We start from the raw sequence: 13,208 nt of genomic DNA on the forward strand, positions 1-13,208 counted from the left end.
TAATTAGGATGCCTCCGAATGAACGGAAGCTCCCGATTAGGGCTTTTCGTATTGAGGGGCGGTGCCGGTATCCGCTACTTGCCAATGAATTGCTGCGTAAACATTTTACCGCAAGGGCCACCGTCTGCGATGCCAATGCCGATATGCGTATAGTCTCTGCTCAGGATGTTAGCGCGATGCCCCTGCGAATTCATCAGCGCCTCTTGCGCGGCAGGCACATTTTGATTGCAAGCAATGTTTTCTCCGGCGGCATTGTAACTTATGCCGAACTTGTTCATCATATCGAAGGGCGAACCATACGTTGGTGAATCATGGGAGAAATATTGGTTGTCGACCATATCCTGACTCTTCAGTCTGGCTGTTTTGGTGATGGCCTGATCTACCGCCAGCGGTGGCAGCCCTTCGTCAGCGCGGGCTTTGTTCACCAAATCCAGCATCTCCTGCTCTTCCACCGTCAAGCTTGGTGCAGCTGGCGCTTGTGGCGCCGGTGTCGGTGTCGGTGTCGGTTTCGGTTCCGATGGCGGCGGGGTTGGTGCCGGTACCGGCTTTTTGGCAATTTTCAAATTGCCGTACGCCCACAAAATAGACTGCAAGGTCTGGTCGTCCACATTTCCTGTAACAGGAAGACCGTATTTGCTTTGAAACGCTTTTACGCCTGCTTGCGTCTGGTTGCCATAGTACCCTGTAATCGGTCCGCTATAGTAACCTAACGATTTCAGCATCCCCTGTACTGCGTAGACATCCGGGCCTTTAGCGCCTTTGCCGAATGCAAAAGCAGTGGTCGTGGACGAGAGAAACAATGCGACACAGATGAGCACGATCCAGACATGTTTTCTGCTGCCCTTTAACATGAGTTTACTTTCACTCCTCGTCATCATACTTTGGCTTTTACAACGTCAGGACTACATCGTGGATTTGACTATCGTTGCGCAAAAGAACGAAAGGACCGTCCCCTGTGGAATAATCGGCAAGGTCGACCTCTTGCCCGTCGATCGATAACTTGGATTGTCCGCTTGACTTGTGAGACGGATTCTGAACGGTGATGCGGTACTCTGATCTCCCGAAACGGTAGCTGGCAGAAAACTCCGGCCATTCACTCGGTATACATGGACGGATGAACAATCGGTCTCCACGACGGCGCAGCCCGATAATCCATTCGATGCCCGCCTGATACATCCAACCCGATGCACCCGTATACCAAGTCCATCCGGCATGGCCTTTATGAGGCTCCTCCGTATAGACGTCGGCAGCCATGACATAAGGTTCGCCAACATACTTCCGCACTTCTGCGGATGTCTTCGTATGCATGATCGGATTGAGCATGTGGAATAGCTCAAATGCCTTCTCCCCATCCCCAAGCGCGCTCCAAGCGATAATGCTCCAGATAACGCCATGTGTGTATTGACCTCCGTTCTCCCGAATACCAGGGGGATAGCCTTGAATGTATCCTGGACTTGGATCCGTTCGGTCAAACGGCGGGTACAGAATATGCGCTACCGCTAAGCTTCTGTCCACTAGCTCGCGGTCAAAGGAGCGCATCGCCTGCAGAGCTTTGTCCTGCGGCGCCATTCCGGATATGACGGACCATGACTGGGCAATGGAATCAATGCGGCATTCCGCATTATGGATGGAACCCAGCCATTGTCCGGTATCGGTCGATGCTCGACGGTACCACTGTCCGTCCCAACCCTTATCACTGAGCGCCTCCGCAAGATTATCGTGCGCACTTCGATATTGAGCTGCCCGCTCGGGATCGCCGCGGTGATCGCACCAAGGAGCAATCCTCCGCAATACATCGCCCAGAAACCAGCCGAGCCACACGCTTTCGCCGCGTCCCTCAGCTCCTACCCGGCTCATCCCGTCGTTCCAGTCTCCGATTCCAATCAGCGGCAGCCCATGTTCCCCAAAACGTAAGCTCCGGTCGAGCGCCCGTAAACAGTGCTCGAATATCGTACCGCTCTGTTCGGATAATACAGTTGGCTCATAGCGTTCATGCTCTTCTTCACCTAGAGGTTCGCTGCGAAGAAACGGCACCGTTTCATCCAGCACGCTTTCATCTCCGGTATGTTCGAGATATCTGGCCACGGCATACGGCAGCCATAATAAATCATCGGAAAAGCGGGTTCGGATACCTCGATGTGTCTCTTCGTGCCACCAATGCTGTACATCCCCTTCTTCATATTGGTGCGCTGCGTGAAGCAAAATTTGCGCCCGTGTAAGGTCGGGACGGCTATGTAGCAAGGCCAGCGAATCCTGCAATTGATCGCGAAAGCCATAAGCACCGCCCGCTTGATAAAAGGCGGAACGCGCCCACATCCGGCAGGAAAGCGTCTGGTAGAGCAACCAGTTGTTCAGCATGATATCCATCTCGGCGCAAGGTGTCGAAACGGTGATTGTCCCAAGCACACCATCCCAAAACTTATGTACATCCTCCATGGCCTGTTCGCAAATATGGGGCTCACGGTATTTTTGAGCAAGCTGAGCGGCGGATTCGCGGGAATTTTCGCAACCAAGAAGGATGTAGACGGTTTGTTCCGCACCAGGCTCTAACTCGAACTTGGCCTGCACGGCTCCGCATCCTTCGTACGACGGTCCGGTTGTTCCCGATAAGTGCAGCCTGCTCATCGCAGCAGGATGTTCGAGATTGCCGTTGCGGCCTAAAAATTCCAAGCGTTCCCCTGTCCATTCCATGTTGGGAGTTATCGTTTTTGGAGATACGGCTAAGAAGGCAGTCGCATCCCGAAAATTTTCCTGGTACGCATTTCTGGCCAGCAATACCTCATTCAGTGGATCCCATTCCGTGACGATGAACGAAGCATTCCCTTCACGGTGCACGCCAAGCACCCATTCTGCATAATAAGTGACGGATAGACTCCGCTGCTCGGACGACGTATTATGCAGCCGTAATTTGATCACTTTGATTGGATCATCCAGCGGAACAAAAACGGTCATTTCCTGCTGAAGACCGTGACTTTCATGCTGATACCGCGTATACCCCCGGCCATAAGCTACCTTATAAGGAGAGGCTACGTGTGTGCGGGTCGGCGCCACCGGCCAATATTCTCCGCTTTCTTCATCCCGCAAATAGCATACTTCTCCGGGCTGGTCGAGTGCCGGATCGTTTGACCACGGTGTTAATTTACATTCGCGGCTGTTGCGCCACCACGTATAGCCTGTGTAAAGTTCCGAGGTCAAACAGCCGAATGTCGGATTGGCCATCACGTTAATCCATGGCGCCGGCAGGTAGTTGCCGTTTTTTAGGCTGATGTGGTACTCCCTGCCGTCCGGCGTGAAGCCTCCCCAACCGTTGAAGAATAGGAGATCGCCGATCTCCATAGCTTTTGCCGGTGGAAAACGGTCCGGCTGAGCCGTTACAGGCAGCGGTTCATCCGACGTACGGCCCGGGACAATGACTCTGAGCTGCGCTCTCAGACTTGGGCCATCTGCGCGAAGCACCAAGCGGGATACCGCGAACAGCAACGACTTATCTTCATCCGAGATTTGAGCGGCTTGCAGGATGTGTACGCCTCCTTGTCCACTACTACTGCGTCCGGCAACTTGCTCTACCATCCGCCTGAGAGCTTCCTGCAAATCCTGTTGATACCCCCCTGCCGTTTCATTCCAAATGACAAGATCGAAGAACAGCCGGTTATGGCGCAAATACTCATAGCAGGCGAGCAGCTTTTTAATAAAAGGCAGATTGGCGATATTCTCAATCCGTACCATGATGATCGGTCGATCCCCGGAGACGCCATGCGCCCAAAGTCCCTGCTGTCCTTTTTGATTTGCGGCAATGCCGTTCACACGCTCTGTCCGCAGAGGTGCCGTATACAGCGCGCGGCTCGCAAATAATTGAATAACCGCCAAATCGGCAGGTGTGATGTGTAAATGCTGCAGTTCGATTTGGCTCCTTGTCCAAGCAAGTTGAAAGACCCTCTCGACTTGTTGTTCTTGGGACAGCCCCTGAACCATAGCTAGAGCCTGTTCCTTCGTCTCTGCCACCCCCGTAACTGCGACCATATAGACGCGTTCACCAGGCGCAATGCTTAAACGCCGCCGCATAATAAATGCAGGATCGGCGACTGAGCCGACCGTACTGCCAAGCCGGGTATCGATTCCCCTTGGTCTGGCTAATGTGCAGCCCCGGCCAATAAAGCGGACCCGGTCGGTTTCAAACTCGACCGGCCCAAAAGCCCTGTCTCCGGCCGCTAATGTATGAAACGCCCAAACAGATTTTTCTCCGCCGTCACGGGGACGCTTGCGGGCGAGCAAGCATTCTGCACCGGAGTCATATTGCGTTTCGACGAATAATTTGGTGAAAGCCGGATGCGCTTTATCCGCCTCATGCGGGGCAAGCGCGATTTCGAGAAAGGTCGTCACCTCAAGGATCCGCTCTTCGCTTGCCGTGTTGGAAAGCGTTAACCGGCGAACTTCCGCGTTCGATTCGGGCGATACACAAATTTCAAACGTTGTTTGTATCCCCTCATCCTCACGAATAAACGTAGATCGCTCTTGCGAAAACTGCACCAGCTGCTTGTCGGGCAGTACTCGGCACGGTTGAAAAGCCGGCGACCATACCTTATCCCTTGTCACATCCCGGATATATAAAAAGCTTCCCCATGGATCCGCCACCGGATCTTCCCGCCAGCGTGAGACATCCATGTCTTCGTAGCGGATGAACCCGCTGCCGCTATTAGAGACCACCGTCGTGAAAGCCCCATTCGAATGAACATTCACTTCAGGCACAGCAGTATCGGCCGAAGCATATTCACGCAGTGGGGCCATTTGTGCCGGTTTCGGTTTTTCTAACCGCGATTGTCCCGAGAGTTCCCGATCCAATATGAATTCCCGGGATGGAATCCGCTCTTGTAACAATAGTTCTGCCGCTTGCACGCGTTTATCGCGATGAAAGTGATCAACCATAATATTAGGCAGCAGCACATTGGCAAGCGTCAGCAAGCTCATGCCTTGGTGATGCGCCATAAAACTGCGGATAATCTTGCAAGTCTCGCCTTCCGGCATTCTTCCGGGGGTATAATCAATGGCCTCGTAAAAACCATATTGTCCGCGCGCCCCGAGTTCCTCCATCCGGCGTAAATCCTTCAAACCTTCACGAATAGCAAATGGCAGCGCCATGACCGTCGCATAAGGCGCCAGAACCAAATCTTGCTCAAGTCCGCGTTTGAAACCGAGACCTGGAACACCGAAGGCCCGGTATTGGTAATTCAACTGATAATCGAAAGCGTAATAGCCGGACTCCGAAATGCCGAAAGGAACGCCTCGCTGACGAGCGTATTCGATTTGCCGTTTTACGACACCTCGATAGGTACTATCCCAAATAGAGTTCCGATAGGTACGCATGATCAGCCATGGCATCAAATATTCAAACATCGTCCCGGACCAAGACACGAGCGTGGTATGATTCCCCTGCCGTTTCACCGTCCGGCCGAGCGCCAGCCAGTGAGATATGGATACTTGACCAAGAGCGATCGCAACAAAGCTTGTCTGCCGGGCTTCGGAAGCGAGCAGATCGTAGAGGATGTTATCCCGTTCACCGGATGCAGCATGGTACCCTAAAACGAATAATTTGGCTTTATGATCGTATAACGGCCTGAAATCAGTCGCTGTGATCAATGTTTCAAGACGGTCGATCAAGTTATGGCCGCGCTCCAACCAATCCTTAGCGGGTGGGAATATCATCTCGATAGGAGCTGTTTCTCCAGGTCTTGATTGATCGAGTTCTACGGCAAACTCGGCATTTAACCCCAATCCGCTTCCGGCACTCGTGCGGTTCGGCTGCTTACTGAGAGTCAAGTCGGTCTTAAGCCAATGTAATAACCCTTGTTTGACCGTCATCAAGCTGGCAACGAAATTCCCTGAGTCGACTGTGGATACATACGCCGGAGGCAGCACTCCGAGTGATTGGGTATCGTACCAGTTGTAAAGATGGCCGTTCCATTTGTCTAACCGCTCGATCGTACCGATTGTACGCTCGACCCGCTCAACGAGCTCGGGTGTATCTATAAAACCGAAATCCCGCGCCGCTAGGGCAGCGGTTAGCAGAAAACCGATATTGGTCGGCGACGTACGATGCGCAACTCCGTTAGGAGGTTCAATTTGTACGTTGTCAGGCGGTAGAAAGTGATCTTTCGCCCCGGCAAAATCCTCATAAAACGCCCAAATTTGTTTGGCTAACGCGCGCAATTGTCCCTCTTCCTCCGTGGTGAGCGGCTGCTCGTCCCCTGCCAAAGGCTGGTCAAGCCAGCGGACAGCCAGTGGAGCTGCAGCCCAAATCAAACAGAGTGTAAGGCCCATCCATCTCGGTCCTGCCTCGTGCTGCAAGACCGCAGCTAATGCAAAGAGAAGAATCCACACGTAACCGCCTCGCGTACCGAGCAGCGCCGACTGATGATTTCCTCTGTTGCTTCGTTCAATATGAGAAGAACTTGTCCATTCGAGCAAACGGCGTTTGCTGATCAGCAGCCGGTAGAGCGTTTTACTGATCGCACCCAGCATAACAGCACTTTGAAACGGCAGTGTCCAGATAGACATCACAACGTGTATAACCGTAGATAACGCCCTCTGGGGATGCCATATCACTTGCCGAATGAGAAAGATCTGACGGATAACCGGCAAAAGGATCGTGGCGAAAGCAACGGCAAACCACCTCCACGGCGAGCCGGGAAGAACGGTCAAGCCAAGCGTCAGAATCGCCAGACAAGCGATCGGAAGCAGGCTGCGCCGCAAGTTGTCGATAATGTGCCAACGTGTAATCGCGGATAGATCGACTGGCCTTAGTGTTCCCCGGCGATCGCAAACGCGGGGCAACAGCCAACAGAGCAGCTGCCAATCACCGCGTACCCACCTTTGTATCCGCTTCTGATAAGCGAGAAACTTGGAAGGGTGGTCATCGATGAGCTCGATATCCGACAGCAAGGCTGCCCGCAAAAAACCTCCTTCAAGCAAATCGTGGCTAAGCACCGCATTTTCTGGAATGCGTTCGCATAAAACTTCAGCAAAAACATTTACATCGAAAATGCCTTTTCCCGTAAAAATGCCCTGCTCCATGGCATCTTGATAAGGATCCGAGGCTGCAAACGCGTATGGATCCAGTCCCGGCTCCGACCAATAATAGGCGAGCCTGGACCGCATGGCCGACTCGTGGCTGATTCCAATTCGAGGCTGCAGCACGCCATACCCTTCAATGACCCGAGTTCGCGCCTGATTTAATCGCGGTCTATTATAAGGAAGGTGCATCGTACCAATCATCCGCTGCGCGCTCCCCATAGGAAGTTGTGTATCCGCGTCCAGCGTTATGATATAACGAATGTGCGGAAGGACAGCCGCATCGCCAGTCATATAGCCGTAACTCGAGTCCTTGCTTCCTTTCATCAGCTCGACAAATTCCACCAGTTTTCCGCGCTTTCGTTCCCAACCCATGTATACGCCCTCACGCGGGTTCCACTGTCTGCGGCGCTGATACAGATGAAAGGTCGTTCCCTCCGGTTTGGCATACATCCGGTTGAGCGCCTCGATCCTTTCTTTGGCGAAAGCTACGAGCGCTTCGTCTCCCGAAAGCATTTCCTCCGGAGCATCGGTAAAGTCCCCCAAAAGCGCGTAATGAATGTTCGGATCCCGGTTGGCTAAATAATGTATTTCCAGTCGGTCTGCAAGTTCTTCCACTTCTTCAGGTGTAGACCAAATGGCTGGAATGACAACCATCGTCGCTGCATCCGAAGGCACACCGCTCGAAAAATCATACCGCAGTAACGGCCGAGGGCGGAAAAAGCGCTCAATTCCAAAATGAAGCCATGTGACGACCCATTCGCTCACAGGAATAGAAAGCATCAGAACAACGATGACCCATCCTGCAGGCGTAATTCCGCGCCCACCGCCGATCCAAGCAGCTAAAGCTATAAGCACGATCACCAATCCTACTATTAATAAAGCAAAATAAGCACCGCTTGCCCGCTGCAAAATACCGCTTTCAGGCAACTGTCGGGGCTTACTGCATGTACGGAGTGATTGCATTAACTTCCTGATCCCGGCCGGTTCGAATAAATAATACGCCGCAAACGTCGGGCGCGGCAGTTCATCATCACTAGGATGAGAGACCGAAACCTCCCCGCACACCCGTTCTTTCTCTTCCCTCGCGAGAGCGACCGCTGTACTTGCGATCAAGGTTTCGGGTACACGCATGCGACCGGCTAAACCCTCAACGCGCTTTAGCATTTCATTCCTGCTGGAAGAATCAAGCAGCGGATAAGTACCCGTGCTTTCTTGTCGAAGCGTCTGGTCAAGCAAGCTTATTCGCTCGAACAAGTCGTTCCAATCCCGCCGCTCATTGCCACGCAAACTGCTGATCAAATTGCCTGCTTTTACCTGGTAGGCAGCTTGAAGCTGATGCTCGTAGGATATGATGCGGTCAAGGTCGTCAGAGCCGTTCTCAAATTTACACGCCAACCATTCCCGCACGGATGCGGAATCTTCTGCCCACTCCCGCAAATGACCGATCAAATGGACGACCCAGGAACCGGACAGCGGAACCGTCTGACCTGCAGCTTCCAATTCCGTATTAAGGGCTTCAGCGTTTAAGCCGGACGGACCTATACGCGTAAGCAGCCGGTCAACTTCCATGCAAACCTCACGACGTTCACGCACGAGCGCCATGGTTTCGGATAGCCTTCCGATCAAGGTCAGTCGAAGGATGAGCGGGAGGACCCAAGCCTCGGCAAGCATGAGAGCGGAAACTTCCTGATAAGCGTTCATATAGGATACCAAGGTTTCCTCATTGAGTACGCCGTCGACATGCTCCCAATAGTCATCGCATACAGATTGAATGCGTAATAGGCCATTCTTTTTAAGGCGCGGTAACCGCCCATGAGAGCGTTCAGCTAAAATGGTTTTAACCTCTAACGCTTGTTCCTCAATAAATTCAGCGTTATCGAGCAGCCATTCTTCCGCCGGTTGCGCGCAGCTTGCGGGACTATTGTGCAAAGAATTTACAAATTCCCTTAAACTCTGTATGTTTTCTTCAAATTGATTCCATTCGTACCTTGGATGGGTTTGCACGATAATTGGAGTGTGCTGCAATGCAAGTTCACGTGCTTTTTGGCAAAGCATTTCGGTATTATAAGCCATTGGCCCCTCCAGAGATCAGTTGTCAGATATTCGTAAAAATGGTCTAAAAAAGAGACCCCTCTTTCGTGGAGCCTCTTTTAAGCACATGTATCTTCAAGGGGAGAATCGTATGTGCATATGAACTATTTTTCCCAAATATCCGAAATTTATGTAAAATGGTTCAGTCTAGTCTTTATTCAATTTCCTAAAAACGGAATCCACTTTAAGTCCGTTACGTCTTAATTTTAGATTTACATTAACATCTACAACGGCTTTGCTAAATTCCTCGTTCCAGTCATTTTTTACTACGTCGAAGTGCTTATGATCTTGCTGATACATAGAGTCCCCAAAACCGAAAATATCCAATTTGTACTTTTGTTGAGCTTTGGTAATCGTTCCTTTCACCTGTTCTTTAACTGTTTTGGAAACAAGCTTTTCATATTTATCTTGTACGTCAAATTGGGTCAAATTATCTTTACATTGAATGGTTTCCAGAGAAGCGTCCCCTCCAATAAGGATCTTAATATGGGGGGTATGGTCCTCATACCATGCTTTGATAGATGAATTGGAGTTCGAGATGATAAAGGTGGCCACTTTATCTTTATCACATGAGACATTGATCGTAGTGCTCCGAATCTTGTTTTGCGTCCACATATAATTTCGGGTGTCGTCCAGATCTAAATATCCTTTTAAGAAGAAGTCTTCGGATATAGCTAATCCGGAAATTTCAATGTTACTAAAGGGCTGTGTTAGTTTGGCATTATCCATCGTTTTCCCTTTTTCCGGGTCTCCCGCGATACGGACAGCTACAGCGATCGGTTCTCTGCCGGGAGAAAGCAATGCATTTACGATATCTTTTAATCTCACGTCAGGATCGCCGCCCCATTCTTTCACCATCGTCTCCAGTTGTTTGTGTATCTTCCCTGTGGAATACTTTTGGCTGGCATTTGTAATTTTGAGCAAGTCTGACGCAGCGGCATTCTTGACAACAACAATACTGAAGTTATCCCGGATTTCTCTGTTTCGTTCCATAAAATCATAAAATTCTAAAAGCCCGCTTTTAGCGATTTCGCTGCTGATTGCCACCAGTCTCATATGGGAGAATTCCAATTTTCGTGAGACTCCGATATTCATTTTTCTGCTAAGTTCCGCTATGGAATCTCCTTCTTCGGAATAAACAATGGAAGGAGCGACTTTCCCGGAGGTCTTAGGGTTTAATTCGCTTGCAACCAAATTTTCTACGGTTAATTTGTACTTAGAATGAACGCCTTTGTCTATCCCCATACCTGTTACAAGAAATACATCCGGCAATTCGTTATGATCCCAACAACCGCTTAATACGATGACTGGGATGAAAAGCAGTAGAAGCTTTCTCATTGGTTATCCATCTCCTTATCAAGAGGGGGAGGGGAGGGCGGATACGCATTGGGCTGCGTTAGCATAGATTCAGGTTTTAAATAACCAGGTCTTTTTTTCAAGCTCCAGGCAGGGAATCGAATGATGACATCATCTTGTTCTTCCAAAATAAGCGGCGCAAATGGCGCCATGAATGGAACGCCAAAAGAGCGTAAGCTGCACATATGTGCCAGCAAAATAATCAAACCAAGTATGACGCCATACAGACCGATGATAGTTCCTAAAATGATTAAGATAAATCGGAGTAAACGCGTCGATACAGAAAGGCTGTATATCGGCGAAACAAAACTCGATATGGCAGTAATGGCTACAATAATGACCATGATACTGGAAATAACCCCTGCTTCTACGGCAGCTTGTCCAATAACTAAACCGCCTACAATGGATACAGTCGGACCCACTGCTCTTGGCATACGAATACCGGCTTCGCGCAAGATTTCAAATGTAATTTCCATAATCAATATTTCCACCACGCTGGGAAAAGGAAGCGCTTCGCGCTGCGAGCTAATGCTAACGAGTAATTCGGTAGGAATTAATTCATGATGATAGGTCATGATGGAGATAAATATGGCTGGAAAAAGCAGTGCAATCAAGAAGGCGACATATCGCAAACACCGGACAAATGAACTCATCATGAAGGGCTGGTAATAATCTTCCGAGACTTGAAAAAAATCGGAAAATACCGCCGGCATGCTTAGAACAAAAGGGCTTCCATCTACAATGATGGCAGCTTTGCCTGAGATGAGGTGAGCTGCAATGGAATCGGGTCTTTCCGAATTATAAATGAGGGGAAAGGGTGTTAACGTCTTATCGACGATGTATTCCTCCAGCGTTCCTGAGTCAAATATGGCATTTGAATTGGTTTTATTTAACCGCTTTTGAATCTCCGCCAGAATTTCCTTATTGATAATTCCATCCATATAGGCTAGATATACGGTGGTCCCTGTTTCGGTTCCAATCGTATATTTTTGGAACTTCAAACCTGCATTTTTAATGCGGCGCCGAATCAAACTCAGATTGGTTTCCGCTGATTCGATAAAGCTGTCTTTGGGTCCGCGGATAATCGTTTGCGTACTAGGCTCGTCGATGGAACGCACTTGAGAAAGCCCAATTGTTATGGAAATGGCTTTATTACTGCCAGACAGCAATATGACTACATTACCCGTTAAGATTTCCTTTATCGTTTGATCTAAATGATCGAGGATTTGATATTGAGACGTACGAATATACTCTTTGCAAATAATTGAAAGCGTCGAGTCGTTCATGTCGGATATATAGGTCTCATTCATGGATAAGAAAGGTTGAATAATTTTTCCGGTAATTTCTTTAGAATCGGTCATTGTTGTTAACCAATAGGCAACTGCTTCTTTGCCGCCAATTGAAATCTCTTCAGCGCAAAAATCAGCAGTGTGCCTAAAAATCTCAAGCAGACTGCGTTTGTTTTGCTCCAAATCATCGGTTAAACCAACATGTTGGCTGCCCGGCGAAACATAAACTTCGCTTTTTTGGGGTTTCTTTTTATTGATCTTAAGCATGGTATTAAGCCATTTCATTTATCCCTGCATTCCTTTCTTGACTTTCAACTTCAAGAACATCCATACGCACAAGGGAATGACGATTTGGAACGGGACATGAATGTAATAGGGAACAAATTTAATACCTTCTTCCAGGTGCTCTGTGAAGTTTTCAGCGATCCACAATGAACTTATGCTGGTGAGCATGGCAAATGGAACAACAAAATATCGATAAGGCAGACGAAAGGAATATTCCAAGCCCTTAAGTCCCGCAAGAAAGAAAATACACACTTTAACGAAAATTCCGAGCATCATCATGTAAACCACAATGGCATCAAGCCGTTCAATAAATTTGGCAACAGAAATTTCTCTAATGGCACTCAAGAGAGGAAATGGTGAAATGTTCACCATCGTTGGCGTTAAAACCGCAGCCTTTAGAAATGCAAAGTAGGCCAGGGCTATTCCACTTATTAAAACAGAAACCGTACTGATACTTGTCAAGTATTTGAATTTGCTAATGCCCGCCATAATTACGGTAAATACAACCATTTCTCCAAAAGGAAAGGTCAATACTTCCGGGAAGGCGACTTTTATAACCGGGATCCATCCTTGAGGCAATAAAGGCCGAAGATTCTGCAATTTAACGGAATGGTTGACGTAGAGAAAAAAGATAAGAAAAAACATTAAAATAAAGGTATAAGGACTTAATATTTCAATCGTCCTTCCAATGGTTTCGATACCCATATATACGATGTAGGATATGGTAATCATAAAAATTAATGCAATGAATTCGATAGGGGTAACCACAAAAATGGCCGTCTTCATAAGCTCACAAAAATCACGCAGGACGCGGGCTGAAATGTAAAAAAAATATAGTGTATATAGCACTGAAAAAAAGACGGCTATCTTTCTGTTAGATATAAGCTCGAAGATTTCATACAGGTTCATTCCCGGATATCTTTTTGATATGGAACAATACAGGGTGACCAGGATAAGCCCGCCTGCGAGTGCCATCAAGACAGCAATCCAGGCATCTTGTTTAGCATCTGAAGCAATGCCGATAACGATGGCTGAACCTAGTTCAAAGCTGAAAATAAGAAAAAACAGCTGATTTAAGGAAATTTTTTCAAGTAACATCTTTTGCATGAAAACGCTCCA

Annotated in this window: 5 protein-coding genes; all 5 read right to left on the reverse strand. The window is 48.9% G+C overall.

The features are described from left to right. Positions 1-74 precede the first annotated feature (74 nt). Entirely contained in the window at positions 75-851 is a 777-nt protein-coding gene (locus ACFQZT_RS08705) for a peptidoglycan-binding protein (RefSeq protein WP_379298701.1), read from the reverse strand. 37 nt (positions 852-888) lie between these two features. After that, positions 889-9,141 carry a glycoside hydrolase family 94 protein gene (locus tag ACFQZT_RS08710; protein ID WP_379298703.1) on the reverse strand — a complete coding sequence of 2,751 codons (8,253 nt, stop codon included), beginning with the start codon at positions 9,139-9,141 and terminating at the stop codon, positions 889-891. Between the two features lie 165 nt (positions 9,142-9,306). After that, positions 9,307-10,497: a Ger(x)C family spore germination protein gene (locus ACFQZT_RS08715; RefSeq protein WP_379298705.1), complete on the reverse strand. Its 1,191-nt coding sequence runs from the start codon at positions 10,495-10,497 to the stop codon at positions 9,307-9,309. Beyond that, positions 10,494-12,089 (reverse strand): spore germination protein, encoded by a 1,596-nt coding sequence (locus tag ACFQZT_RS08720; RefSeq protein ID WP_379298707.1) that lies wholly within the window; start codon positions 12,087-12,089, stop codon positions 10,494-10,496. The genes ACFQZT_RS08715 and ACFQZT_RS08720 overlap by 4 nt, the downstream gene beginning before the upstream one ends. Beyond that, positions 12,090-13,196: a GerAB/ArcD/ProY family transporter gene (locus ACFQZT_RS08725; protein ID WP_379298709.1), complete on the reverse strand. Its 1,107-nt coding sequence runs from the start codon at positions 13,194-13,196 to the stop codon at positions 12,090-12,092. Between the last annotated feature and the right edge of the window lie 12 nt (positions 13,197-13,208).

The sequence above is a fragment of the Paenibacillus sp. GCM10027628 genome (assembly GCF_042676385.1).
Taxonomy (GTDB): Bacteria; Bacillota; Bacilli; order Paenibacillales; family NBRC-103111; genus Paenibacillus_E.

Coding starts and splice junctions, on each gene's coding strand:
- ACFQZT_RS08705 (WP_379298701.1), bottom strand. CDS start 851: ATGTTAAAGGGCAGCAGAAAACATGTCTGGATCGTGCTCATCTGTGTC.
- ACFQZT_RS08710 (WP_379298703.1), bottom strand. CDS start 9,141: ATGGCTTATAATACCGAAATGCTTTGCCAAAAAGCACGTGAACTTGCA.
- ACFQZT_RS08715 (WP_379298705.1), bottom strand. CDS start 10,497: ATGAGAAAGCTTCTACTGCTTTTCATCCCAGTCATCGTATTAAGCGGT.
- ACFQZT_RS08720 (WP_379298707.1), bottom strand. CDS start 12,089: ATGAAATGGCTTAATACCATGCTTAAGATCAATAAAAAGAAACCCCAA.
- ACFQZT_RS08725 (WP_379298709.1), bottom strand. CDS start 13,196: ATGCAAAAGATGTTACTTGAAAAAATTTCCTTAAATCAGCTGTTTTTT.